This is a genomic window from Solirubrobacter ginsenosidimutans, assembly GCF_027587205.1.
This window is the reverse complement of record NZ_JAPDOD010000019.1, coordinates 91,086-116,609: the sequence shown is the minus strand read 5'-3', so window position 1 is coordinate 116,609 and position 25,524 is coordinate 91,086. Positions and strand designations below refer to the sequence as shown.

At 71.2% G+C, this 25,524-nt stretch carries 23 protein-coding genes and 1 tRNA gene; 16 read left to right on the top strand and 8 right to left on the bottom strand.

Annotation, left to right across the window (positions count from 1 at the left end; genetic code table 11):
- Positions 1-8: 8 nt before the first annotated feature.
- The 7 genes from OM076_RS20115 to OM076_RS20085 all read left to right on the top strand — a co-directional run bounded on the left by OM076_RS20115 (position 9) and on the right by OM076_RS20085 (position 5,872).
- On the top strand, positions 9-1,211 hold the full coding sequence (locus OM076_RS20115) for a CaiB/BaiF CoA transferase family protein (RefSeq protein WP_270041847.1): 1,203 nt from the start codon (positions 9-11) through the stop codon (positions 1,209-1,211).
- Positions 1,195-1,734, top strand: a complete 540-nt coding sequence (locus OM076_RS20110; RefSeq protein ID WP_270041846.1) for an FAS1-like dehydratase domain-containing protein — start codon at positions 1,195-1,197, stop codon at positions 1,732-1,734. Before OM076_RS20115 ends, OM076_RS20110 begins: the two co-directional genes overlap by 17 nt.
- Positions 1,734-2,144: a hotdog family protein gene (locus tag OM076_RS20105; RefSeq protein WP_270041845.1), complete on the top strand. Its 411-nt coding sequence runs from the start codon at positions 1,734-1,736 to the stop codon at positions 2,142-2,144. The genes OM076_RS20110 and OM076_RS20105 overlap by 1 nt, the downstream gene beginning before the upstream one ends.
- On the top strand, positions 2,141-3,943 hold the full coding sequence (locus OM076_RS20100) for an acyclic terpene utilization AtuA family protein (protein ID WP_270041844.1): 1,803 nt from the start codon (positions 2,141-2,143) through the stop codon (positions 3,941-3,943). Before OM076_RS20105 ends, OM076_RS20100 begins: the two co-directional genes overlap by 4 nt.
- Positions 3,940-4,791 carry an SDR family oxidoreductase gene (locus tag OM076_RS20095; RefSeq protein ID WP_270041843.1) on the top strand — a complete coding sequence of 284 codons (852 nt, stop codon included), beginning with the start codon at positions 3,940-3,942 and terminating at the stop codon, positions 4,789-4,791. Before OM076_RS20100 ends, OM076_RS20095 begins: the two co-directional genes overlap by 4 nt.
- Positions 4,792-4,946: 155 nt before the next feature.
- Positions 4,947-5,735 (top strand): hypothetical protein, encoded by a 789-nt coding sequence (locus OM076_RS20090; RefSeq protein ID WP_270041842.1) that lies wholly within the window; start codon positions 4,947-4,949, stop codon positions 5,733-5,735.
- Positions 5,735-5,872, top strand: a complete 138-nt coding sequence (locus OM076_RS20085; protein WP_270041841.1) for a hypothetical protein — start codon at positions 5,735-5,737, stop codon at positions 5,870-5,872. The genes OM076_RS20090 and OM076_RS20085 overlap by 1 nt, the downstream gene beginning before the upstream one ends.
- 310 nt (positions 5,873-6,182) lie before the next feature.
- On the opposite strand, the gene OM076_RS20080 is transcribed toward OM076_RS20085, so the two are convergent.
- The 3 genes from OM076_RS20080 to OM076_RS20070 form a co-directional block, all read right to left on the bottom strand.
- The gene (locus tag OM076_RS20080; protein WP_270041840.1) at positions 6,183-6,641 is read right to left on the bottom strand and encodes a hypothetical protein; all 459 of its coding nucleotides are present in this window, start codon (positions 6,639-6,641) and stop codon (positions 6,183-6,185) included.
- 107 nt (positions 6,642-6,748) lie between these two features.
- Positions 6,749-7,150, bottom strand: coding sequence for a hypothetical protein (locus OM076_RS20075; protein ID WP_270041839.1), 402 nt, complete (start codon positions 7,148-7,150; stop codon positions 6,749-6,751).
- A complete protein-coding gene (locus OM076_RS20070; protein ID WP_270041838.1) occupies positions 7,147-7,413 on the bottom strand; it encodes a hypothetical protein in 267 nt (88 codons plus the stop codon). The genes OM076_RS20075 and OM076_RS20070 overlap by 4 nt, the downstream gene beginning before the upstream one ends.
- Before the next feature lie 208 nt (positions 7,414-7,621).
- Between OM076_RS20070 and OM076_RS20065 the strand changes: the two genes are divergently transcribed.
- Positions 7,622-9,283: a hypothetical protein gene (locus OM076_RS20065; protein ID WP_270041837.1), complete on the top strand. Its 1,662-nt coding sequence runs from the start codon at positions 7,622-7,624 to the stop codon at positions 9,281-9,283.
- Positions 9,284-9,348: 65 nt separating this feature from the next.
- Here OM076_RS20065 and OM076_RS20060 read toward each other — a convergent pair whose 3' ends face one another.
- From OM076_RS20060 to OM076_RS20050, 3 genes are read right to left on the bottom strand one after another with little or no spacing between them, the layout of a single operon-like run.
- On the bottom strand, positions 9,349-10,284 hold the full coding sequence (locus OM076_RS20060) for a VWA domain-containing protein (RefSeq protein WP_270041836.1): 936 nt from the start codon (positions 10,282-10,284) through the stop codon (positions 9,349-9,351).
- Complete coding sequence (locus OM076_RS20055) at positions 10,281-11,207, bottom strand: DUF58 domain-containing protein (protein ID WP_270041835.1); 927 nt, start codon at positions 11,205-11,207, stop codon at positions 10,281-10,283. The genes OM076_RS20060 and OM076_RS20055 overlap by 4 nt, the downstream gene beginning before the upstream one ends.
- A complete protein-coding gene (locus tag OM076_RS20050; RefSeq protein WP_270041834.1) occupies positions 11,204-12,256 on the bottom strand; it encodes an AAA family ATPase in 1,053 nt (350 codons plus the stop codon). Before OM076_RS20050 ends, OM076_RS20055 begins: the two co-directional genes overlap by 4 nt.
- A gap of 246 nt (positions 12,257-12,502) precedes the next feature.
- Here OM076_RS20050 and OM076_RS20045 point away from each other — a divergent pair, with 246 nt between their 5' ends.
- Complete coding sequence (locus tag OM076_RS20045) at positions 12,503-12,841, top strand: response regulator (RefSeq protein ID WP_270041833.1); 339 nt, start codon at positions 12,503-12,505, stop codon at positions 12,839-12,841.
- Between the two features lie 34 nt (positions 12,842-12,875).
- Positions 12,876-13,535 carry a response regulator transcription factor gene (locus tag OM076_RS20040; RefSeq protein ID WP_270041832.1) on the top strand — a complete coding sequence of 220 codons (660 nt, stop codon included), beginning with the start codon at positions 12,876-12,878 and terminating at the stop codon, positions 13,533-13,535.
- 882 nt (positions 13,536-14,417) lie between these two features.
- Here the strand turns inward: OM076_RS20040 and OM076_RS20035 are convergent.
- Positions 14,418-14,490, bottom strand: a tRNA-His gene (locus tag OM076_RS20035).
- A 47-nt stretch (positions 14,491-14,537) separates the two neighbouring features.
- Between OM076_RS20035 and OM076_RS20030 the strand changes: the two genes are divergently transcribed.
- The 6 genes from OM076_RS20030 to OM076_RS20005 all read left to right on the top strand — a co-directional run bounded on the left by OM076_RS20030 (position 14,538) and on the right by OM076_RS20005 (position 19,947).
- Complete coding sequence (locus OM076_RS20030) at positions 14,538-15,164, top strand: polysaccharide deacetylase family protein (RefSeq protein WP_270041831.1); 627 nt, start codon at positions 14,538-14,540, stop codon at positions 15,162-15,164.
- A complete protein-coding gene (locus OM076_RS46210; protein WP_270041830.1) occupies positions 15,161-16,120 on the top strand; it encodes an acyl-CoA dehydrogenase family protein in 960 nt (319 codons plus the stop codon). Before OM076_RS20030 ends, OM076_RS46210 begins: the two co-directional genes overlap by 4 nt.
- A complete protein-coding gene (locus tag OM076_RS20020) occupies positions 16,117-16,680 on the top strand; it encodes an SAM-dependent methyltransferase (protein ID WP_270041829.1) in 564 nt (187 codons plus the stop codon). The genes OM076_RS46210 and OM076_RS20020 overlap by 4 nt, the downstream gene beginning before the upstream one ends.
- Entirely contained in the window at positions 16,668-17,819 is a 1,152-nt protein-coding gene (locus OM076_RS20015) for an NAD(P)/FAD-dependent oxidoreductase (protein ID WP_270041828.1), read from the top strand. The genes OM076_RS20020 and OM076_RS20015 overlap by 13 nt, the downstream gene beginning before the upstream one ends.
- Entirely contained in the window at positions 17,816-19,384 is a 1,569-nt protein-coding gene (locus tag OM076_RS20010; RefSeq protein ID WP_270041827.1) for a glucosyl-3-phosphoglycerate synthase, read from the top strand. Before OM076_RS20015 ends, OM076_RS20010 begins: the two co-directional genes overlap by 4 nt.
- Before the next feature lie 200 nt (positions 19,385-19,584).
- Positions 19,585-19,947 carry a hypothetical protein gene (locus OM076_RS20005; protein WP_270041826.1) on the top strand — a complete coding sequence of 121 codons (363 nt, stop codon included), beginning with the start codon at positions 19,585-19,587 and terminating at the stop codon, positions 19,945-19,947.
- Here OM076_RS20005 and OM076_RS20000 read toward each other — a convergent pair.
- Entirely contained in the window at positions 19,937-25,522 is a 5,586-nt protein-coding gene (locus OM076_RS20000) for an ATP-binding protein (protein ID WP_270041825.1), read from the bottom strand. The two genes, OM076_RS20005 and OM076_RS20000, sit on opposite strands and share 11 nt — an antisense overlap.
- Positions 25,523-25,524: the final 2 nt, after the last annotated feature.

Genomic DNA, 25,524 nt, shown 5'->3' with positions numbered 1-25,524 from the left:
GAGCACTCATGACGGCGGCATTTCACGGCCTCCGGGTCCTCGAACTGGGCCAGGTCTACCTCGGCCCGTACTGCGGGCTCCTGTTCGCGCAGATGGGCGCCGAGGTCATCAAGGTCGAGCCTCCCGGCGGTGAGCCCCTGCGCTTCCGCGCGCACGATCCGATCGAGTCGCACGAGTTCGTGATGCTCAACTCCAACAAGCGCAGCGTGATGCTCGACCTCAAGTCCGAGGCCGGTCATCAGGCGCTGCTCGACCTAGTCGAGACCGCCGACGTGCTCATCGAGAACTTCGCGCCGGGCGTCATGGAGCGCCTGCAGCTCGGCCCGGCGCGACTTCTCGAGCACAACCCGCGCCTGGTCGTGGCCTCCGGCAAGGGCTACGGGACCACCGGCCCGTACGCCCACATGTCGGCCATGGACATCACCGTGCAGGCGATGTCCGGCGCCGCCGCGGCCACCGGGCAGCCCGACGGGCCGCCGACCAAGTCCGGCGCCGCGTTCGTGGACTTCTCCGGCGGGATCCACCTGTTCGCGGCGATCACCGCGGCCCTGTTCCAGCGCGAGCGCACCGGCCGGGGGCAGATCGTCGAGGTCTCGATGCACGACACCGTCTATCCGATGCTGGCCTCGAGCCTGGGCGGCCTGCACAACAACCCCGCTCGAGAGCTGCCGGAGCGCACCGGGAACCGGCACACCGGGATGGCCGTGGCGCCGTACAACATCTACGACACCAGCGATGGCTGGCTGGCGATCATCTGCATGTCCGAGCGGCACTGGCGCGGCCTGGCCACCGCACTGGGCCGGCCCGAGCTGATCGACGATCCCAGGTTCCGCACCGCGAAGGACAGGGTCGCCAACATCGACGCGGTCGACGAGGAGGTGTCCGCCCACACCAGAACCCGGACGCGCGGCGAGCTCGTCCGGGACCTCCAGGCCGCAGGGGTTCCCTCCGCGCCGGTCAAGTCGATCCGGGAGATCGACAAGGACGAGCACCTGGTCGAACGCGGCATGATCCGCTACGTCGAGCACGCCGCGCGCGGACGGGTGCCGGTCCCCGGGTGCGCGCTGAGGCTCAGCGACTCGCCGGTGGGACCGCTGCGCGCCGCCCCGCCGCTGGGCCAGTCGACCGAGGCGATCCTCGCCGAGCTCGCCGGCCACGAAAGTCCCGCAGACGGAGCCGACACGGAGCCCGAGCATGTCCTTCACTCCTGAAGCCGGCACGCCCCTGGCGGCATATTACGCCGAGACGCAGCCGCGGACCGGCGCCGTCCTTTCGCGGCGCAGCCTCGGCACGCTGGACGCCGTGACGATCGGCCGTTACGCGCTGACCATCGGCGCCGCCGATCCATGCCACTACGACGCCGCGGCTGCGCGGTCGGCGGGTTACGCGGATGTCGTGGCTCCGCCGAACCTGCTCGCCGCGATGGTCGAATGGGGTGTCGGCACCCCCGAGGCCGAGCTCGGGTCCGACGGAACGCCCCACGACGGTGAGATCCCTCTCGGAGATGGACTCCGCGTGATGGGTGCCGGCGAAGAGATGGAGCTCCACAACCCAGCGGTCGCCGGCACGACGATCGTGCTCGAGACGACCCTCGAGTCGATAACGCCCAAGCAGACGCGTGCCGGCACCTGCGTGTTCGTCACCACGGTGAACAGCTTCATGTCGGCCGAGGGCGCCGTTCTCAACCGCAACCGGCGCACCGTCGTGTTGCTCGACCCCTTGGAGGAGTCGTGATGTCCACGACGTTCGAAGTCGGCGACGTGCTGCCTCGGCTCAGGCACACGGCGACACCCCTGCAGCTGTTCCGGTACAGCGCCGTGACCTGGAATCCCCACCGTATCCACTTCGACGCGCGCTACGCGCGCGAGGAGGGGCACGCCGGCGTCGCGCTGCACTCCCACCTCCGGGCGGCGCTCGCCTTGCGCTGCGTCACCGAGGGCCTCGGCCCGGAGTGGCAGGTCGCGAACGTCGCCTACCGGCTGCGCAGGCCCATCTACGCGCCGGTCGAACTGGTCTACACCGCCCGCGTGAGGACCGTCGAAGACGACGGCATGACCCTCGAGCTCATCGAGGAGCAGCCGTCCAGCGAGGTGGGCTTCGAAGGAACGGTGCGCGTGACGAAGACCGCGGCGGAGCGAGCATGACCGGAGAGCGCCCCATCCACATCGGGAACTGCTCCGGCTTCTACGGCGACCGCGCCTCGGCCATGGCCGACATGGCCCGCGCCGGTGGGATCGACGTCCTCACCGGCGACTACCTCGCCGAAGTGACGATGCTGATCCTCGGCAAGGCGCGCGCCAAGGACAGCAGCAAGGGCTACGCGACCACGTTCCTACAGCACCTCGACGCGGCCCTCGAGCCCCTCGTCGCGAACGGGATCCGGCTCGTCGTCAATGCGGGCGGACTCAACCCCGCCGGGCTGGCCGTCGCCACCCGCGAGCTGATCGCACGCCACGGCTACGACCTCCGGGTCTCCCACATCGAAGGCGACGACGTGTTCGACCGCCTCGACGCCCTCCAGCGATCCGGCCACTCGCTGCCGCACCTGACGAGCGGTGAGCCGCTGTCGTCGTGGCCACACGCGCCGCTGACGGCCAACGCGTACCTGGGCGGGTTCGGCATCGCGCGCGCGCTCGAGCAAGGTGCTGACATCGTGATCACCGGGCGCATCGCCGACGCCGCGCTCGTCATCGGCCCCGCCGCCTGGTGGTGGGGATGGAGCCCCCACGACCACGACGCCCTCGCCGGCGCCGTCTGTGCAGGGCACGTCATCGAATGCGGGCCGCAGGCGACCGGCGGCAACTTCTCCGGGTTCCGCGCCATCGCCGACCTCGTCCAGCCAGGCTTCCCGATTGCCGAGATCGCCGTCGACGGATCGTCGGTCATCACCAAGCACCAGGGCACCGGCGGAGCCGTCACCACGGACACCGTCACCGCGCAGCTGATCTACGAGATCGGTGAGCCGGCCTATGTCAATCCCGACGTGGTCGCGCATCTCGACACCGCCGAGCTGACCGACCTCGGCGACGACCGGGTCCAGATCCGCGGCGTGCGAGGTTCGGCGCCACCCGCGACGGCCAAGGTCGCGATCACCGCGGTCGGGGGATGGCAGAACAGCATGATCCTCGCGCTGACGGGTCCCGACCTCGACGCGAAGGCGGCCCTCGTCGAACGTTCCCTACGCCGCTCCGTCGCTGAGGTCGACGGGCTTTCCGCATTGACGATCGACCGTATCGGCGAGGCCCGGCGCGATCCCGAGAGCCAGAACTCAGGCACCCAGCTTCTCAGGATCGCGGTTCAGGGGACGAAGGAGGCCGCCGGGCGCGCGTTCTCGTCGCGGATGATCGAGCTGGCGCTCTCCAGCTACCCGGGGCTCTACGCCCTCGACCCTCCGCAGCCCGGGTCGGCGTTCGGCGTCTACCGGCCAGCGCTGCTCGACCAGGCGGCGCTCGCCCACACGGTCCACCACGCCGACGGCACGACGGAGACGATCGCCCCGCCGGCGGCCGGCGAGATATCCCGGCAGAACGCTTCGTCGCCCGCGCCGGCGCTGGGAGCTCCACCGCCCGAGGACCTTGTCTTCGCGCCGCTCGGCGAGATCGTGCACGCGCGCTCCGGGGACAAGGGCGGCGACGCGAACCTCGGCGTCTGGGTGCGCGACCGTCAAGCGTGGGAGTGGCTGCAATCGGCCCTCACCGTCGATGAGCTGCGACGGCTTCTGCCCGAGACGCGCGACCTGGCGATCTCGCGCTATGAGCTTCCCAACCTCGGCGCGGTCAACTTCCTCGTCCGCGGACTCCTCGGGTCCGGCGCGACGTCGACGCTGCGGCTGGACTCGCAGGCAAAAGCGCTCGGCGAATGGCTGCGTGCACGCACCACCAGGGTGCCGCGCTCCCTGTTGAGTGACAGCGCGGCGGATCGCGGTCCGAAAGCAGCGCCATGACGCTCGACGGCAAGACCATGTTCATCTCGGGCGCAAGCCGCGGCATTGGCCTCGCCATCGCCGTGCGCGCGGCGCGCGATGGCGCGAACGTCGCGCTCGTCGCGAAGACGGCCGAACCGCACCCCAGGCTGGAGGGAACGATCTACACGGCCGCCGAGCAGATCGAAGCCGCCGGCGGAGCGGCCCTGCCGATCGTCGGGGACATCCGTGACGAGGCGGCAGTGGAGATGGCGGTCACCCAGGCCGTGGAGCGGTTCGGTGGCATCGACATCGTGGTCAACAACGCCTCGGCGATCAATCTCGCGCGGACCGAGCAGCTCGAGGTCAAGGGCTTCGATCTCATGCACCAGATCAACGTGCGAGGGTCGTTCGTCCTCACCAAGGCCTGCCTGCCGCATCTGCGCCACGCCGCCAACCCGCACATCCTCACGCTCTCACCGCCGCTCACCCTGGACCGCAAGTGGCTCGGCGGCCACATCGCGTACACACTGGCCAAGTACGGGATGTCGCTGCTGGCTCTCGGCTGGGCGGAAGAGCTCCGCGAGGCCGGCATCGCTTCGAATGCGCTCTGGCCTCGGACGCTCGTCGCGACCGCGGCGGTGCAGAACCTGCTCGGCGGCGACGAAGCCATGCGGCGCTCACGGCGGCCCGAGATCTACGCCGACTCGGCCTACGAGATCCTCACCCGCGACAGCCGCGCGTGCACCGGCAACACATTCCTCTGCGAGGACGTCCTGATCGAAACCGGCTTGACCGACCTGTCCAGGTACGACCTGGTCGAAGGCGCCGAGCTCTCCGTCGACCTCTACGTCGACGATGTCAACCCCCCTGCGCCGGCGGCTGATTAGCTACAAATCGATCCGCCCCGCCGCATCCTTCCACCGGCGCCGAGACCGCTCCAACGGACGGACCACGCAGCCCGTCCGGGCGGGCGGCGAGCGCGGCAGCGAAGACGAAGCTCACCGCGATGACGTCGCGACTACATCGGACCGTCACGACCAGCATGGGCTGGCTCGTCGAGACCTGGGAGCAACCCTCGGGCTCCGACGCGTCCCAGGACGCGCAGCTCGTGTGGCCCGACCCCTCCGCGGCGCGCCTGCGCGTCGCGGTGCTCGACGGCGTAACGCCGACCCGGCGCTGCCACGAGGTGGTCGGTGTGCCCGGTCCGATGTATGCGGCGGCCGTCACGCGCGTCGCCCTCCAACGCGCGGGGAGCGGGCTGACCGACGGGGTGCTGGCGGCGAACCGCCACTTGCACGATCCCGCGGTCGCCCGCTCCCGTGACCAGGCCCAGACCTGCGTGACCGCCGCGGACGTCTTCCCGGACGGCCGGGTGGAGGTCGTCCGCGCGGGCGACTGCGAGGCGTGGGCGCGGACCGCAGCGGGCTGGCAGCCCCTCGGCACCGGAACCGCACTGACGCGCGCCACGGAGGCCGCGTGGCAGCGCTGGCAGGACGGCAACGCGCACGTGGACCGCGATCGCCGCCACGACGCCGAGGAGCATTTCCTCGGACGCGCGGACGCGTGGACGTCCACCGCGCTCGGTCGCTTCCCGCAGCCCGCCCTGCGCAGCTTCAGCTTGACCGGCGTCACGGAGCTCGTGGTGGCCAGCGACGGCGCTCGCCTCGTCGAGCGCGCGCTCGGCGACCTCGCCGGCTGGCTCGAAGGGCTGCGCGCGTGGGAACAGCGGCGCAGGCACCTTTGGCGTGCGGCAGAGAAGGCGCACGACGACGTGACCGTGGTCCGGCTGACGCGAGCCAGCCAGGCGGCGACCCTCGCCCTGGCCGCGTGATGTCCGCTCCGATCCGCGTCGAAACGCTGAAAGACCCGGCGCACTACACGTCCGCGCAGGTCGAGCGCGCGAAGCGGATCGCACACGCGCTCGCGCGCGGCCGGCTCGTGCTGTGCGAGCCACCACGCGGGCGCTGAGCCTGACGCCGGCGAGGGGTTGGCGCCAGCCCGACCGGCTCGGACGTCAGCCCGTCCCCCGCTCGGCCGGCGCGATCTCGACGGGCGGCACGGCGATGCCGAACTCGCGCGTCGATGCCACGCCGAATCCGATCGCTTCGGTCATGCGGACGCGATAACACCTGCCATGCGTGGCATCGCGACCCGCTCGAGACCGTTGCGCGAGGCGCTCGGCGCGCCTACGAGGTTTCGTCGCGGCAGGCGAGCTCGCCGTCGCCTGCTTACGCCGAGGTCCCGCTGGAGCGGTGAGCGGCACCGGGCCGCCGCGCGCCTATCTGAAGCTCCGGACCGTTCGCGGCGTGGGGTGCCGGTTTGGCTCCTGAGCACCGCCGGCGACCCGGTGCGCGGTGGCGATGACGCGCCGCAGCGGTGAGATGTCGGCCTGGTGCCGTGGCCGCATCAATTCGAGGAGAAGCGGTCCGGACTCGTCGGCGGGCCGGGAGCGCCCCCAGCCGAGCCGCTGGAACTCGGCGGCGGCGCCCACGGGAAGAAGCACGCTCACGCTCCAGCGCGGCCGGTTGCGCACGGTGGCGAACTCACGCATCTCGACGCCGGCGCCGCCGTCGAGCGGCAACCGGACGAAGAGCCCGGCGGCGTCGGCGTCGAGCCGACTGTCGCCGATCGCGACAGCAGGCAGGGTCACCGCGAACCGAAGCAGGTGCGCGCGCAGGGCTGCGAGCTCCGCGGCCGTCGCGTCGCGGTCGCCGTCGGCGACCTCGCGTTGCGGCATGGGTGACGTGGGCCGCGGCCGTGGGCGCGCGACGAGGCGGCCGCTCGGCGCGCCCGCGGGATCGGCTTGTGCGCGTTCGTCGCGCGGCGTCTGTCGCGGTTCGCGACTCACGTGCCGGCCTCGATCAGGCGCTCCGCGACCTGCGGCGGCGTCGGCAGACGATCGGGCAGTGGCGCCGGCGGCGGCGCCGGCCGCTTTGCGCCGCCATGATGTCCGAACAGGCTGGCTTTCAGCAGCCCGATCAGGAGCGCGCGCTCGGCGTCCGTGGCGTCCCGGCGCTTGCCACGACGGCTCCCGCAGAAGCGGTCCCACGCTTCGGCGAAGCCTGGGCCGTTCTCGCGCACGCCGTAGCGGTGCGCGCCGAGCAGCGGGCACATCCCGTGGCCGTCGGCGTAGGCCCCGGTGATGATGCGCTCTCGCGTGACGGCGGCGAGCATCGCCGCGCTCAGCGGACGCGGCAGGCGCGCCACCGCCGCGGCCAGGAGCTCCGTGGTCGTCGGCTCGGTCATACGAACGTGCTCGTCGCGTCGTCGTCGGGGCTTGTAGGCCTGATTGGAGCGCAGCGGCCGATGTCGTCGACCATCGCAGTGGCCAGCTGACTGCCGATGCAGCCGCGCTCCACGAGGTCGGCCAGCGTGACGATCGCCTCGCTGAGCGCGTACCGATCGTGCAGCGAGGCCGCGCGCGCGAACACGAGCGCGTCGCACGCCTCGCGGATACGCGCGACCTCCTCGACCCTGGCGCGCCCGAAGCACGTCTCCAGCGCCTCCATGATCCGCCCATATGCCTCTGCTCGCCCCGGTGTCATCGATCTCCATCTCCGCTTTGTTGAGTACGGAAATCGTGCGCGTGACACCGGACCCCGACTCCCCGCCGTTGGCGTAGCGCGGTCCACCCGTTCGGGCAGGCGGGCGAGCGCCGCCGCCCGCCCAACCTCGGACTGCGTTGCTCATCCCCAACCAACGGAGGTGCTTAACCGCATGACCATGCGACGCTACGCAGTAACCCTCACGATCGTGATCGCGCTGCTCATCACGGCGATCGCCGTCGCGACCAGCGGCTCACGCGACATGGCGCAGGCCGCCGACAAGACAGCGACAGCGACGGCGACCGCGACCGCGACGCCGGACTCGAGCAAGACGTCGGACAGCTCGACCTCGGACGACGACTCGACCTGGGGCGACAGCTCTAGCAGCAGCACCGACGACTCCAGCTCGGACGACTCGGAGGGCAGCATCGGTTCCAACGGCTCCGACAACGGCGGCGGCACCGTCCTCGACGGCGTCGGCGACACGGAGAACGTGGACGCCGGCAACCGCCTGAGCTCCGCCAAGGTCCTCCGGCAGAACGTCAACGACTCCGAGGAGGAGTACACCCGCTACTGCTTCAAGGACGGCATCCAGAGCCTCAACAAGGGCGAGGCGAGCCAGTTCGCCGTCCTCGGCCCCGATTCGGGCAATGGTGTGGAGGCCACTAACGTGCGCCTCGACGAGAACCACGACAACTGCGTCATCGCCGGCTTCGAGAACGGCACCGACCTCAAGAGCTACACGGTGGCTGCCGTCGAGGGCGGCGTGGTCAAGAACCGCGACGGCCAGAAGAACATCGCGGACTCCGTCTCGCTCGACAACGCTCGCAGCACGAACAACCGCACGTCCGGCCCTGACCTGGTCCGCGTGAAGCTCTCGAAGAACCTCAACCGGGCGCAGTTCATCTTCGACGAGAACCTCGAGAAGGGCTCCGGCAACGCCGGGGACTTCGGGTTCTACTCGAAGGCGGGCGGCTACCACACCGGCTCGAACGTGGTCTCGGTCTACAACAAGACGGTGACCGTCTCGTTCAACACGAACGACCAGGTCGACACCGCGCAGCGGTTCGTGGTCACGGGCGGCGCCATCCAGGACGCCTCCGGCACCGCGAACGTGCTGGGCACGACCAGCGGCCGCACGGACGCCGCGGACCTGACCAGCGTCAGCCGCGACAGCTCGGACACGGAGTACACCTACAAGTTCGACGAGAACGTCGACAACCTGAGCGCGTCTGACTTCCTCCTGTACACCAACGACGGGACGGAGATCCAGGCCGACGACATCACCACGGACGGCGATGAGGTTCACGCGAGCTTCTCGCGCGACATCGAGGACTATCCGAAGGACATCGTCCTCGCGGCGATCAACTCGTCCGATGACTCGGCCAACGGCGATAACACGAGCGACAGCTCGGACGGCGACACGCCGACGATCGGCGCGGTCAGCGTCCGCTCATCGAACGTCACCCGCTCCGGCCGTACCACCGGTCCGGACCTGGTCAGCGTGTCCAAGAACGCCGACGACCGTCGGATCACGCTCACCTTCGACGAGAAGCTCGACGATGGTGACAACACGACCGACGCGTCGGGCATCTACCTCGCCACCAGCGACAACCGCCTGGTCGAGGCCGATCGCATCCTCTCGATCGACAACAAGAAGGTCTACGTCAAGGCCGACAAGACCGACATCAAGTCGCTCGTGGGCGTCGTCATCGAGTCCGGCGCCGTCTCCGACGAGGCCGGCAACGACAACCCGCTCACCACCAAGGTGTGGGGCAGCGGCGACGTCGACAACGGCTCCTCGAGCTCGCTGTACTCGAACTCCAGCACCTGAGCCTCGGCTCACTGAAGTTCGGCACCAAGAGGCCCCGGCGACTCGTCGCCGGGGCCTCTGCCCGTTCATGGGAAGCGCCCGAACCAGGCGATCGACGATCCGACGCCCAGCGACAGCGCCAGCAGCGCCGCCCCGGCGAACGCCGCCGTCAGCTCGCGCCGCTCGCGCTCGACACCGACCGTGGAGCCGAGGCGCGAGTAGGAAGCCACCAGGCTCTCGGCGTCCTGGGCGCCGACGAAGCGCCCGCCGGAGGCTCGCGCGATCTTGCGCAGCGCATCGGGGTCCGGGGGCACCGGGATCGACCGCTCCCGCCCTCGCTTGTTCGTCACCTTCACGACGCCTCCCTTGGTGCCGAGGGCGACGGTCGAGACGGGCACGTGCGCCGCGGCCGCGCGCCGAGCAGCCTGCAGAGGGTCGACTCCCGCGGACGCGGACCCGTCTGAGAGCAGCACGATCGCTCCGCCCTTGCCTCCGAGGCTCCGAAGCGCCGCGTCGATGCCGTCCCCGGTCGCCGTGCCGCCCTGCGACTGCAGGCCGGCGAGCGCGCGGCGGACCGCGTCGCGGTCCTGCGTAGGCCCGGTGAGGGTGGTCGCCCGATCGTTGAACGCCACCGCGCCGACACGGGCGCCCTTCGGCAGGCGCGACAGGAAGGCGTCGGCCGCGGCCCGCGCCGCGGACAACCGGTCCGGCGACACGTCGTGAGACTGCATCGAGCCGGAGATGTCGGTGACGAGCATGACCTGCGCGCCCTTGCGGTGCACGTGCACCCAAGTCTCCGGCCGCGCAACCGCGAACACGAGCAGGATCCCCGCCGCGAGACCGAGCGTCGGCGGGACATGGCGCCGCCAGCCCGCCTGGTTCGGGACCACCGAGTTGAGCAGGTCGAGGTTGGTGAAGCGCACGCTGAACCGGCGGCGCGCCCGCTGGAAGACCAGGTAGGCGACCAGCGCGAGCGCCGGGAGCAGCAGGACGGCCAGCAAGGCCGGCGTCTGGAAGGTCATGGCGTACCTCCAGCCGCCCGCGTGACCGGTCCGCGCAACGCCGCGGCCAACACGCGCAGCCACGGCCCGCCCGTCGACAGGGCCACATGGTGAGCCCCTGCGTGGCGCAGCGTCCGCACAAGGCGCTCGCGTTGGTCGGCGGCCGCGCCGGCGAACGCGGCGCGGACGCGCGCATCCGAGGTGTTCACCAGACGCTCCGCGCCCGTCTCCGGATCGCGAAGGGAGACGTGACCCACTGCGGGCAGCTCATCCTCGCGCGGATCGCGGACCTCCACGGCGAGCACGGCATGGCGGGCGGCGAGCCGCCCGAGCGGCGCGGCCCACGCCGTGTCGCCGAGGAAGTCGGACACGACGACGACCAGACCGCGGCGGTTCGCGACACGGTCGCACGTCATGAGTGCGTCGGACAGCTCGGCGGTCGCCGAGCGGTCGGGGCAGCGCTCACCGCGCAGGGCGAGCAGGAGCTGCGTCTGGCCCGTCCGGCCCTGGTGCGGCGGCAGCAGCCGCACACGCTCGCCGGCGACGACCAGGCCGAGCCGGTTGCCGCGGCGGCCGCCGAGCCGGCCGACCACGAGCGCGACGCCCTCGGCCACGTCTGCCTTGCTGCGGTCGGCCGTGCCGAACTCCATCGAGGGCGTGGCATCGAGCACGATCCACGTCTCGAGCTCGCGTTCGGCGACGTGGACACGCACGTGGGGCTCGCCCGTGCGGGCGGTCGCCGCCGGGTCGAGGTGGCGGACGTCGTCACCGTACGCGTACGCTCGCAGTTGCTCGAGCTCGCTCCCCGCGCCCGGCAGCGCAGCCGGGCGCTCGCCGGGCATGAGCCCGCTGACGCGGCGCACCAGCGCGAGGTCGAGCGCGTCGACCAGCGCGGGCTGGATCGGCCCGGGTCCCAACCGCCCGGGTCGCAGCGCGGTGCTCATGCCGCCGCCGTGAGTTCGACCTGCGGCGGCGCCAACGCTTCCAGCACCGCGGCAAGGAGTTCGTCGGCGGTCACTCCGTCGGCGAGCGCGTCGTAGCTCAACACGATCCGGTGGCGCAGGACGTCGTGGACGAGGTGCGTGATGTCGCGACCGACGACATAGCCGCGCCCACGCAATAGGGCGAGCGCGCGCGCGGCGTGGACGAGCCCGATCGCGCCGCGCGGCGATGCGCCATGCGCGATGTAAGGCGCGATCCCGCCGAGACCGTGCTCGGCCGGGGCGCGTGTGGCGTTCACCAGCCCCACGACGTATGCGCAGATCCGCGGATCGACGTACACCTCGCGCGTGACACGCTGGAACGCGACCAGGTCGTCGAGCGACAGCATGGGCCGCACCACCGGCGTCGGCGCCAGCGATCGGTTGAGGACGGCGGTCTCCTCCGTCGGGTCGAGGTGGCCGACGACGATCTTCAGCAGGAAGCGGTCGAGCTGCGCCTCCGGCAGCGGGTAGGTGCCCTCGTTCTCGATCGGGTTCTGCGTGGCCAGGACGAGGAACGGATCGGGTACGCGGTGCGTCCGCCCGGCGATGGTGACCTGGCGCTCCTGCATGACCTCGAGCAGCGCGGATTGCACCTTCGCGGGCGCGCGGTTGATCTCGTCCGCCAGCAGTAGGTTCGTGAACACCGGCCCGAGCTCGACGTCGAACTCGCCGTCCTGCGGACGGTAGACGCGCGTGCCGACGATGTCGGAGGGCACGAGATCGGGGGTGAACTGCACGCGCGCGAAGCTGCCGCTCAGCGCGCGCGCGAGCGTGCTGACCGTCAGCGTCTTGGCCAGGCCCGGCACGCCTTCGAGCAGGACATGCCCGCCGGTGAGCAGCGCGACCAGCACGCGCTCGACCATCGCATCCTGGCCGACGATGACCCGTTTGACCTCGAACAGCAGCACCTCGAAGGCGTCGCGGGTGCTGCCGGCGAGCTCGGTCGCGAGCGCGTTGTCTTGCGCCGCGACGAGGCGGTCGTCGGCGGGGAGTCGGTACGCATCGTCCATGGTGACCTCCATGAGAACGTTGGCTTGAGGGATACGGACCGAACGCTCGGCGAAGCAGGCCGCGCGCTGAGTCCGACATCCCCGACCCTATGTCGCGCGGCGCGCGCTGGGCCGTCCTACGAGCAACGTTCACCGTGAGGTAAGAAACCGCAAGAGAGCAGGCCGGACTGGCAGTGTCAGGTATGCCATACCCCCAGGAGCCCTCGCGGCAGGGATGATTGGGGTATCGCAATCTCTGTCCTCGTGGTGGATGACGATCCTACGTTCCGCCGTCTGGCGCGCCTGCTGCTGGCTGCCCACGGCCTGGACGTCGTGGCCGAGGCCGGCTCGGTCGCCGACGCGCTCTCCACGGCGCGGCGCGTGCGACCCACCGCCGCGCTCGTGGACGTTGAATTGCCCGACGGCGACGGATTCGCGCTCGCGAGCGAGCTGACAGCCCTGGACTGGTCACCGCGCGTGGTCGTGACATCGGTGCAATCGGGCCGTCGCTTCCGCGCCGAAGCGGAGCGCAGTGGGGCCGAGGCGTTCGTCCTCAAGGCCGACCTGGCGACGGCGCCGCTGGCCGCATGGCTGGCCGTGGGGTAGCGAGGCTGCGGTGCCCGGGAGTAGGCTCGCAGCCATGACTGCGCCGCGCCGCGTCGTCATCGGCGAGGATGACGTCCTCCTTCGCGAGGGCATCGCTCGTGTGCTCGCGCTGGGGGGCTTCGAGGTGGTCGCCGAGGCGGGCGACGCCGACGATCTGCTGCGCAAGGGCATGGCCCACCGGCCCGATCTGCTCGTGGCGGACATCAGCATGCCCCCGCACCGCGGAGATGACGGCCTCGTGGCGGCCATCGACGTGCGCCGGCAACGACCAGACACCTCCGTGCTCGTGCTCTCGCAGTTCTACGAGGAGCGCTACGCCACCGAACTGCTGGCCGACGGCGCGGAGGGCGTCGGCTACCTGCTCAAGGAACGCGTCAGCAACGTCGACGAGTTCGTCGACGCCGCGATCCGAGTCGCCGAGGGCGGGAGCGCACTCGATCCCGAGGTGATCGCGCGGATGCTCGGACGCCGCAGCAAGCGCAAGAGCATCGCCGCGCTGAGCCCGCGGGAGCTCGAAGTGCTGGCGGCGATGGCCGAGGGCAAGTCCAACCGCGGAATCGCGGGGGATCTGGTGATCAGTCTCCCGGCGGTCGAGAAGCACATCACCCGGATCTTCGGGAAACTGGGGGTCGACGCCGTCGATACGGAGCATCGACGCGTGCACGCCGTGCTCACCTACTTACGCGAACGGTGATGGCCCGCCGAGCAACCGCCACTTAGGCCTCGCTCTCGCCCGGCCGCGCCACATCGATCGTCGACGTTCAGCGTTCTCGGGCGCGGTCGGTTCGTGCCCTGCGAGCCCCCTCCACGCTGACCCGGTCCGGTCGGCCGGCCACACGGGGGAACGCATTTCCGCCCTGCGTGGGGTATGGCTAGCCCGACTCGTCCTGACGGCAGCGTGTCCGACGACGCAGGCGAGCCCTCGGCAGGAATCCCCCCAGCCCGCATGTTGCTCGCATCCGAGCCCTGGGACAGTGGAAGTGTTCCCGAACTCCTCCAAGGGCCATGACGATGATCACCTCCTCCACCCGCCGCCCCGCCTCGCACGCGTTCAAGGTTCCGGTCGTGCGCGAGCTACCCCCGCGGCCCCAAGCCGCCACCGACTCAACCTGGTGACGAGCGGTCGCGGGGCCCGTAGCCGCGGCGCGCGACGCCTCGACAAGACGATCGCGCTATCGGACTTCGTCCTTCCCGGCCGCCGACCGACTGCGTTGAGCAACCACTCCGGCGGGCTCTCCTCCAGCTCGCGCAACCGCGCCGCCCGTGGCGACGCAACCGGGCGCTCGTCGTCGTGGCGCTCCTCGTTGAGCTGCGCGACCCGTTGGGCGGCCTGAACAAGCAGCTGCGCGACTCGTGGGCGGCTGAGCCCCATCAGATCTGCAACGTCCTGGTGACGGCTGCTCTGGGAGTGCATGACGACGACCTCCTGCAACAGCGGCGGCAACTTCTTGAGCCCTCTTCGACCGCGTTCCCGGAGGTAGATGCATGTGCATCTGTCCCCGTATCTGTCCCCGTGGCGCGGGACCGCTCAGTCCGGTTATCGGCGGAATCGGCCGATACCAGGGACTTTACGAGGGGTGAGCGACGGGACTCGAACCCGCGGCCGCCGGGACCACAACCCGGAGCTCTACCAACTGAGCTACGCCCACCAAGCGACGGTGAGTCTAGCGGTGATCTGGGTAGCTTCGGGCGTGCGTTGCTTGCGCTCACTTTCGATGACGGCCCGGACCCGCGGGGGACGCCTGCGGTTCTGGAGGCGTTGGAGGCCGTCGGCGTCACCGCGACGTTCTTCGTGCTCGGGGAGCGGGTGGTGGCCCATTCCGCGCTGCTGCGCCGCGTGATCGAGGCCGGACACAACCTCGAAGTGCACGGGTACGAGCATCTGCGACACCCGGAATCCACGCGCGAAACGGTCGCGCGAGACCTCGACAAAGCGCTCGACGTGCTCGCGGACGCGGGAATCGAACCCACCCGCTGGCGGATTCCGTGGGGGCATCTTGCGGCCTTCACGCCGCCGCTCGCGCGAGAGCGGGGCCTCGACATCGTCGGGTGGACGAGCGACACGCATGACTGGAGAGGCGACAGCGCGAGCGCGATGGTCGAGACGCTGCACCTCGAATACGGCGGGATCGTGCTCGCCCACGACGGCATCAGCGTCGGCGCGCGCCGCGACACGGCCCGGGCGACCGCCGAGCTCGTGCCGCTGCTCGTCGAGAGGGCGCGGAGCGAGGGGCTTGCGCCTGGCCCGCTCACGCCAACCTGGCCTGTTCCGATCCCGGTGGGGAATCCGAACTTCCATCCTGGGGTAGTGCAGCCCGCGTGACCGCCCCTGCTCTCGCCGTCCGCGATGTGCTCAGCGAAATCGCCGCCAATGCGGCGGCACTCGACGCGCAACCCGCCTTCCCCCACGGCGCCTTCCGCGCGCTCAAGGACGCCGGCGCGCTGACGCCCCCACCCACCCACGAGCAGGAGTGGGGACTGGTGCGACGCGTCGCCACGGCCGACGGCAGCGTCGGGCGGATCTTCGAAGGGCACCTGAACGCCTACGAGCGGCTGCAGCTCGACGGCATCGACCCCGAGGAGCATCTGCTCGGCGTGTGGGGCGCCGATCCGCTGCCGCACGAGGGCACGGCGGCATACGTCGAAGACAACGCGCTCCACGGCGAGAAGGTGTTCTGCTCGGGGGCGGGTGGGCTCGACCGGGCGCTCGTCATCGCGCGCGGCGAGCTCGTCTACGTCGACCTGCACGAGAACGTCGAGATCGACACGACGTGGTACCGCTCGCATGGGATGCGGGCGTCGGAGAGTCACCGGGTGATCTTCCACGCGGCGCCCGTCCTCGCCACGCTCGCCAAGCTCACCCGCGAGCCGTACATCAGCGGCGACGCCATCCGCACGGCGGCCTGCTGGGCGGGCGTCCTGGACGCGGCGGTCGAGGCGACGCTCCAAGACCTCGGCGCCAAGCCGGAGACCGATGAGCTGCGCGCGCTGGCCGCGGGTAACGTCATCATCGCGCAGGCGACGATCGACCGCTGGTTCGAGCACGCCGCGCACACGACTCCCACCGCAAAGCTCTCGATCGGCCTCCGCCACGCGGTCGCAACCGCCGGAGCGACGATCTTCGACGAGGCGAGCCGAGCGACCGGGAGCCGGCCATTCGCGGCGGGCGCGCAGCTGGACCGGGCGCGCCGGGACTTCGAGCTGTTCGTGCTCCAGCACCGGCTCGACCCGTTCGTGGCGCGGCTCGGACGTCAGGCGATCGAGGCGTCCCGGTCGTGAGCCGACGCCTCCGCCCCGCGTTCTTCGACGAGATCTACGCGGCCGATCCGGACCCGTGGAAGTTCGAGACGAGCGCGTACGAGCAGGCCAAGTACGACGCGACGATCGAGGCGCTGCAACCGCAACGCTTCGCCAACGGACTCGAGATCGGGTGCTCGATCGGCGTTCTGACGCAGCGGTTGGCGGCGCTCACCGACGACCTGCTCGCGATCGATGTCGCGACCGCCGCGCTGCAACGAGCCGAGGCTCGCGACCTCCCCGATGTCACCTTCGAACGCCGCGAGGTGCCGGAGGAGTTCCCCGACGGCGCCTACGACCTGATCGTGATCTCGGAGGTCATGTACTACCTCGACCCACCCGCCTTCGACGCCACGTGCGACGCGATCGAACGGACGCTGAACGGGACGCTCCTCGCCGTCCACTGGCGGCCGGACGCGCCCAGTTACCCCCTGACGGGCGACGCGGTCCACGAGCGTCTGCGACAACGCTTCGGCAAGCCCGTCTACAGCCAAGGCACCTCCAAGTACAACCTCGATCGCTTCGCCGTATGCGGGTCGTGATCGTCGGCGGCGGGCCCGCCGCATTCGCCGCCGCGCGCGGCTACAGAGCCGCGAACGGCGAGGGGGACGTGACCATCCTCACGCCGGAGCTGACACCGCCCTACACCCGCCCCGCGCTCTCGAAGGAGTTCCTGCGCGGCGAGCTCCAGGATGAAGACGTCCCGATCGAGCCGGCCGGCTGGTACGAGCAGCACAAGATCGCCCTCCGGCTCGGCACGGAGGCCGACACTCTCGACCCCGCCCAGCGCACCATCACGCTCGCCGGCGGCGAGACGCTCGCCTACGACGCATGCGTGCTCGCGACGGGCGCCGAGCCGAAGGCGCTCCAGGTCCCGGGCGCGACCGAGGAGTGGGTGCTGCTCCTGCGCAGCCTCGCCACAGCCCGGGTCCTGCGCGATCGCGCCGCGAACTCCACCAGCGCGGTCGTCGTCGGCTCCGGCTTCATCGGTTGTGAGGCTGCGGCCTCGCTGGCGATGCGTGGTGTCAACGCCACGCTGGTGACCGACGAGGCGATCCCGCACGAGACGCGGCTCGGCGAAGCGGCCGGGCGCAGGATCAAGGGCTGGCTCGAGGAGCTCGGCGTCGAACTGGTGCTCGGCGGCGGCGTCGAGACGATCAGCGACCACGCGGTCCGTGTTCCCGGCCGGGAGCCGATCCGCGGCGACCTGGTTCTGATGGCCGCGGGCGTCCAGCCCTGCGCGGGACTGGCGAGCGACGCGGGACTCGAGCTCGAGAACGGTCGCGTCAAGACCGATGCACAGATGCGCACGTCGCACGAGCACGTCTACGCCGCCGGCGACGTGGCGTTCGCCTACAACGCCGCCGCGGAACGCCACCTCGCGGTCGAGCACTGGGGCGAGGCGCTGAACATGGGCGAGGTCGCCGGGAAGACCATCGCGGGCGCGCCTGCGCAGTGGGACGTCGCCCCCGGCTTCTGGTCGACGATCGGCGAGCACACGCTCAAGTACGTCGCCTGGGGCGACGGGTACGACGAAGCGCACCTGGTCGACCACGGCGCCGGCGCGTTCACGGTCTGGTACGCGAAGCAAGGCACGACGGTCGGCGTCCTCACTCACGACGCCGACGAGGACTACGAGAACGGCCGCGAGCTGATCGAGACGAAGGCGCCGCTGAAGTGAGGGCCTGCGTCGTCGTCCCCGCCCGCGATGAGGAGGAGCTGATCGGCGCATGCATCGCGGCGCTCGCCGGCCAGCGCGGCGTCGCGCGCGAGGACTACGCCGTCCTGCTGGTGCTCGACCGCTGCACCGACGCGACCGAGCAACGCGCCCGCGAGGCCGCGGGAACGCTGAACCTGCAGATCATCGAGGCCCAGGAGTCGGGCGTGGGCCACGCCCGCCGCCAGGGCATGGACCTCGCCGCAGGCCTGCTCGAGCCTGACGGCCTGATCGCGACCACCGACGCCGACTCCGAGCCCGCGCCGGACTGGCTGCGCGCGCAGCTCGACGCCGTCGCGGGTGGAGCGCGCGCGATCGGCGGGCGGATCCTGCTCGGCGCGCACGACCTCCCTCCCGCCGCGCTGCGCCGGCGTGAGGCCGACGCCGCGATCCGCCAGGCGGCGCTGGTGGGAGCGGGCGCGCGCGAGCATCACCAGTTCAGCGGCGCGTCGCTCGCCGTCACGGCCGCGACGTACGCCAAGGTCGGCCGGATGGAGCCGCGCGCGGCGCTGGAGGACGAGGGCTTCGAGCGCGCGCTGCGCCGGCACGGGGTGCCGATCGAGCGTCTCGCAGCGGTGCGCGTGACCACGTCGGGGCGGCGATTCGGCCGCACGCAGCGCGGGCTCGCGGTCGACCTGCGCCGCAACAGCTGGCTCGCGGAGCGCAACTACCGAGCGAGCGAGTTCAGCCACGACGAGCTGCGCGCCGTCAAGGACCGCCGCGTGTCGGTGATCCTCCCCACGCGCGAGGTCGCCTCCACGCTCCCGCACATCCTCGACGCCCTCGAACCCCTGCACGACCTGATCGACGAGCTGCTCGTCGTCGACGCCGACTCAGCCGACGGCACGGCCGAGATCGCCCACGAACGCGGCGTGTGGGTGCAGTCGGAGTCGGCGCTGCAACGCCAGTTCGGCCCCGCGCTCGGCAAGGGCGACGCCATGTGGCGCGCCCTCTCCGCCACCACCGGCGAGCTCGTCTGCTTCCTCGACACCGACACCGAGGACTTCGATGCCTCCTTCCTGCGAGGCATGCTCGGCCCGCTGCTCACGAACCCGGAGCTCGCCTTCGTCAAAGGACACTTCCGGCGCCCGTTCCGCATCGGCGACACCACCCACCCGCACGGCGGCGGCCGCGTCACCGAGCTGCTCGCCCGCCCGTACCTGAACCTGCACTTCCCGGAGCTCGCCGGCTTCCGCCAGCCGCTGGCGGGTGAGCTCGCGGCCACGCGCACGCTGCTCGAGCAGCTGCCGTTCCCGGTCGGCTACGGAGTCGAGATCGCCAATCTGATCGACGCGCATCGCCTGGTCGGCCTGGAGCGCATGGCGCAGGTGGATCTCGGCACGCGCCAGAACCGCCATCAGCCGCTGCAGGCGCTCTCGCGGATGGCGCTCGAGGTCCTCGCCGCGGCCGAGCGGAGAACCCACGCGACCGACGCGGTGCCCGGCCCGCTGCTGGTTCCCACCGCGGATGACTTCGAGGTCCGCGCCGCACTCACCGACGAACGGCCGCCGCTCGTCACCATGCACTGATCGCCCCGCGCGTCCTCTTCATCGGCGGCCCACCCGGGGCCGGCAAGACCACCGTCGCCTCGCGCCTCGCGCGGCGCCACGGCCTGCGGCTCTACAGCTCCGACACGCGCACGTGGGACCACGTCGAGCGTCTGCTCGCGGCAGGCAGCGAGGCCGCCAGGCGCTGGAACGCACACACGCCTCCGCGGCCGCAACCCGCATTGCGCGACGAGCGCGGCCCACTCGTCCTCGAGGACCTCGCACAGCTCCCCGACCACCCGCCGGTGATCGCCGAGGGAACGGTCATCCCGCGGCCGCGCATCTTTCTCGTCGAACCCACCACGGCCGACGCGCTCGAGCGCCACTTCGAGGACCTCTCCGGCGGCGTCACCACCCACGCGGGGCGGATCGCGCTGATCCGCGAAGCCAACCTCGCGATCGCCAACCAGGTCCGCGCCTTCTACGCCCGCGGCGACGCGCCAGGTGACCCGGAGCAGGTCATCCAGCGCTTCGCGTGCGAATGCGGTCACCCCGCCTGCGGGGACTTCTTCGAAGCCCCCGTCGGCGTGATGATCAGGCGGTGATGACCTCGCTCGCGGCCTCGGCCTTCGCCATGCCGCGCTCGATCGCGCTCACCAGGTAGGGACGCAGTTCGGCCGCGGCGACGATCGATGACACCGAGCCGACCTCGACCGCCCGCTGGATCGAGTGGATCGAGTCGAACTTCGCCGCCAGCTCGCCCATCTTCTCGGCGCGCACCGTGTCGAGCAGCGAGGAGAGCTCGCCACGCAGGCGGCGCGCATCCCCAGGGGTGTCGGCGGCTTCGATGCGCTCCTCCATCTCGACCACGCGCGCATCGCCGCGCGTCGCGGCGGCGACGTCGCGGGTGAAGACCACGCCTGCCGCGGCGGAGCCACCGATCACTGACGCCTTGGCACCCTCGACGGCGATCGTCTCGAAGCCCTCGTTCAGGCGCTGCGAGAAGACGACGAACGCGCCGCCGTGGTAGCGCGAGATCACGCAGAACACGATCGGGCCGCGGAAGTTGACGATCGCGCGGCCGATCTCGGCGCCGTACTCGAGCTGCCACTGACGCATCGACTCGGGTGAGCCGTCGAAGCCGGCGAGGTTCGCCAAGACCACGAGCGGACGCCGGCCGCCGTTGGAGTTGATCGCGCGGGCGACCTTCTTGGAGGACTTCGGGAACAGCGTGCCGGACGTCCACTGCGACGGGCCGTCGGCCGGGTTGGGGCCGAAGCGGTCGAGCGGGTGGGACTCGATGCCGATCACGGTCGTCGGCCAGCCGCCCAGGTGGGCGTCCCAGACGACAGCGGCCTCGGCGTCACGCATGCGCTCCCACCGCTCCAACGGCCGGTGGTCGGAGTCGACCACGGCCTTCATCACCGAGCGGATGTCGAACGCCTGCTTGCGGCCCGGGTTCGTCTCGTCGGAGAAGATCTCGCCGACAGTCGCGAGCTCGGAGCCGGGCGCCGAATGCGGGGCGCTTCGCACGTCGCGCTCGATCGCGTCGCGGGTCTCCGCGCGGCGCGGGAAACGCTCGCCCGGTGCGATGTAGGAGTGCTCGTAGTAGCGGTGCAGGACGCTGCAGGCGCCGGCCAGGTCAGTCGCCCAATACTGGGCCTGGCCGTTGGGGCCCATGATGCGGTCGTAGCCGCCGATACCGAAGTTGTCCTCGGCCGAGACGCCACCGGCGAAGTCCAGTGCCTGCTTGCCCGTGAGCACCATCGCGCTCTCCGGAGTCATTACCAAAACTCCGCGGGTATGCATCAACATTGTTGCTTCTGCGTTCCAATATGGCTGCGCACCCACATTTATGCCGGTGACTACGACATTGATTTCGCCACCGTGCTGTGTGAACTCGATGATGCGCCGCAGAGCCGCCGCCACCCAGTCCATGTTCTCCGTACCGGAGTCCATGGAGATCCGCGCGCCGGAGCTGAGCGCGAACCACTCGACGGGCACGCCGAGTTCCTCGGCCCAGTCGAGGGCGGCGATGATCCGCCGGCACTCGGGCTCGGCGACGCTGCCCAACGACTTGGTCGGATCGCCCAGCAGGACGATGCGGGTCATGCCCTCGGGATGGCGCGGCGTGAAGGAGCGCGTGAGCCCGACCACGATCCCCGCCTCGTTCATCGCCGGGCCGCGGTCCACCGGGACCAACGCGCCGTCGGCGTCGAGGTCGTACTCGATGAACTCGCCGCGCGGGATCGAACGGCCCGGATCGCGACGCTCGGGCGCCAGCACCTTCACCAGCTCGGCCGGATGCACCGAGCCGCGGCGGCGGGCCTGCACGATCCGCCGCGCGCCCTCGTCCAGCGGCTGCAGCGGGCGCGTCGCCGGCTCGTCGATCTCGACGATCACGCCGCGGCCGGCGGGGGCGAAGAGCCGCAGCTCGCTGTCGCGGACGACGCCGTCGCGCGGGTCGCGCATGCGGCCGCGGATGATCACGGTCTCGATGCCGAGACCCTCGGTCTCGCGGGCGTAGCGGTCGATCAGCGCGCCCGCCTCATCCGGCGCGAGGTCGATCGACGGCCACAGGTTCAGCCGTACGCGGTTCCACAGCAGGCGCTCGCGCGGGGCACGGCGCGCCTGGAAGCGGCGCAGCGACTCCAGCGTCTCGGCGAGCATGTGCTCGAGCTCGGGGAGCGAGACGACGCGCCCGTTCTCGTCGCGCACGATCGTGATGTCGCGCACCTCGGCGAGCGCGAACAGCCGCTCGTCCTTCGGGTTGGAACGGCCGACGCCGCGGAACAGGTAGACGTCCGCCGGCGAGGCGATCCGCTCGAGCGCGAACTCCGACATGCGCCAGAGGTTCAGCCGCTCGGCCATCTCGGGGTGCACGAACTGCAGCTCGCGGTCCAGCACCCACCCGCCATCGATGTCACGGTGCAGCGTGATCGCGTCGGCGGCGCTGACGCCGCGGGTCGGCGCGGGCACGTCGAGCACGATGCGCTGCACCCGCGGCGGCACCGCGGCGCGTTCCAGCGCGGCCTTGAGCGCGTTCGCCAGCTCCTCGCCCGCGGTCGCGGCGGCGTACAGGTCCACGTAGACGGACTCGCCCTGTGGGTACTGCGCCGCGCGCCGGGAGATCGCGCCGGCGATGTCGTCGAGATCCTGCGTGTCGACGAACGCGGCCGCGAGGTGGTGGCGGCGCCCGTCGGCCTCGAAGCTGGTCGTGACGTACGCCGTTCCGTCGCTCGTGATGCCGCTCCAGAAGGGCGTGAGCACACGTTCGCGGTACCAGCGGCGGGTCATGATCTCGAGCATCGCCGGGTGCTCGCGCGCCCCGGTCTGGCTCATGCGCTCGATGATCTGCGGCGCGAGCAGCTGCGGCGCCGTGACGACGGCCTCGATGTGCTCGGCGCGGTCCGCGCGGTCCGGGTCCTCCAGCAGCGCGTTGAGGTGGCGGTCGAGCACCTCGTATGCCGCGGCCTGGCGCTGCAGGATCAGCGGCTGGTCGTAGTAGCGGTTGCGCAGCTGGCGGGCCTGGTCGGCGAGGACCGGGTCGCGGCGCTCGGTGGCCAGCTCGAGCCGGTCGAGGACGCCGCGGAACTCGTCACCCACGGAGCCGACGAGCTCGTCGGCGCTCTGGAGGCGCCGCTCGAGGATCGAGGCGACGGCGGCGCGCGCCAGGTCAGCACGCTCCTGAGCGACGAAGAGCCGGTAACAGGCTTCCTCCAGCGCGGGCGTGCGGTCCAGGCTGTCGACGCCGTAGTGGGCGAGCGCGCGCTGGAGCAGCGTCACGAAACGCTCGGGCAGGTTCTCGGCCTTGGCGTCGAGCGAGCGCAGGAACGCGTGCAGGTACTCCTGCGGGCTGTGGAGCAGCTCGCGCTCCGGGTCGTGGCGGGCGCGGCTCAAGGCGCGCACGTCGCTGAAGACGTCGAGCAGGCGGTGCTCGCCGGCGATCAGCTCGGCACCGCCGCTGCCGTCGCGCAGGGTCGCCAGCGCGCGGCGGACCTCGTCGCCGGAGACGTCGTAGCCGAGCAGCATCCACTGCAGGCGAGCCAGTGCGGCGGCGCACGGCGCTTCACCGCGGTCGGCCGCGTCGTCGGCGAAGCTCACGCGCGCAGCCGTCTGCTCCGCGGCCTCGGTCTCGATCGCTTCGAGCTGCAGCAGCGCCGTCTGCGCCGGGACCTGGACGTTGGTGGTGGTGAGCACGCGGCGCACGCGACCGGCGAACGGGGCCGTGAGCGAGGTCTCCATCTTCATCGACTCGACGACCGCGACGACGTCGCCCTCGGCCACCTCGTCGCCCTCGGAGACCGGGATCGCGACGACCACGGACGGGCCCTGGCTGCGGACGAAGCCGCCGTCGTCGCGGGTGATGCGATGCGGCACGCCGTGGACCTCGACCAAGAGGTCGGCGCCCTGGCGGGAGATCATCGTGCGGTGCGTGGTGCCGTTGAGCGTGATCCGGCGCTCGTGGCCGCTGAGGCGCTCCACGTCGGCCTCGACGGCGGTGCCGTCGATGTCGGCGCGGTAGCGGCCGGGCGCGAGCTGGGAGACGATGATGCGGTAGGCCTGGCCGCGATGACGGACCTCGACCGCGCGCGACACCTCGGGGCTGGCCTCGGGCCGGCCGCGGCGGGCGAAGGCGTAGAAGGCGGCGCGCTCGGTCGCGGTCTCGTGGTCGGCGAGCTCGATCGCGGCCTGCAGCAGCGCCACATCGGCGCCGCCGTCGGACTCCATCTCACCCGAGACGCCCATGCGGTCCAGCCAGGCGATGTCGATCTCGCCCGCCTTGAACTCCGGGCGATCGAGGATCGCGAGGATGAAGGCGCGGTTGGTCGTGCCGTCCTCGATGATCACGGTGCTCTCGCGCAGGGCGCGGCGCAGGCGGGCGGCGGCCTCGTCGCGGGTGCGGCCGTAGGCGATCACCTTGGCGACCATCGAGTCGAAGTCGGGCGGGATGACGTCGCCGGCGGCGATGCCGCGGTCGACGCGCACGCCCGGGCCGGAGGCGAGGTCGAGCACCTGGACGCGGCCGGGCGTCGGCGCGAAGCCCATCGCCGGGTCCTCGGCGTTCAGGCGCGCCTCGATCGCGTGGCCGACGGGCTCGGGCGGCTCGCCCTCGAGCTTCCCTCCGGACGCGACGTGCAGCTGCAGCTTGACCAGGTCCAGGCCGGTGACGGCCTCGGTGACGGGATGCTCGACCTGCAGGCGCGCGTTGACCTCCATGAAGGAGAAGCGCTTCTCGGTCGGCTCGTAGAGGAACTCGACGGTGCCGGCGTTGCGGTAGCCGGACTCCAGGGCGAGGCGCCGCGACGCCTCCTTGACCTCTTCCTCCTGCTCGCGCGTGAGCACGACGCTGGAGGACTCCTCGACGACCTTCTGGTGGCGGCGCTGGCAGGAGCAGTCGCGCACGCCCGCGGCCCACGCCTGGCCCTGGCCGTCGGCGATCAGCTGCACCTCGATGTGGTGCGCGTTGCCGACCATCGCCTCCATGAAGCAGGTGCCGTCGCCGAACGCGTCCGCGGCCTCGCGGCGCGACGTGTTCAGCGCGTGCTCCAGGCCGTCCATGTCGTTGACGCGGCGGATGCCGCGGCCACCGCCGCCGGCGGCCGCCTTGATCATCAGCGGGAAGCCGATGCGCTCCGCGTGCTCGCGCGCTTCCTCGATCGTCTCGACCGGGCCGTTGCTCCACGGCGCGACCGGCACGCCGGCCTTCTCGGCCATCAGCTTGGACTGGATCTTGTCGCCCAGCGCGCGCATGACGTCGCCGGACGGGCCGACGAAGACGAGCCCCAACTCCTCGACCAGGTCGGCGAACGCGGGATGCTCGGCGACGAAGCCCCAACCCGGCCAGACAGCATCGGCCTTGGTCGCGATCAGGGCCTGCTTGAGGCCCTCGTAATTCAGGTACGCGCCGGTGCGCTTGCCGTCGGCGTCGACGGTCGCGGTCGGGCCCAGGTTGTAGGCCTCGTCGGCGTGCCGGACGAACATCGCGCTGCGCTCAGGCTCGGTGTGGAGCGCGATGACTTTGATGGGGTCGTCGGGGCGCTCGCAGTTGAGCTCGCGGACGGCGTGGATGAGACGCATCGCGGGTTCGCCGCGATTCACTACGGCGAGACGGCGAAACGTGCGCTGGGTCACAGAAGGCACGAGTGGCACGTTAGGGCTTCGCGGTGTATCTCTCATGG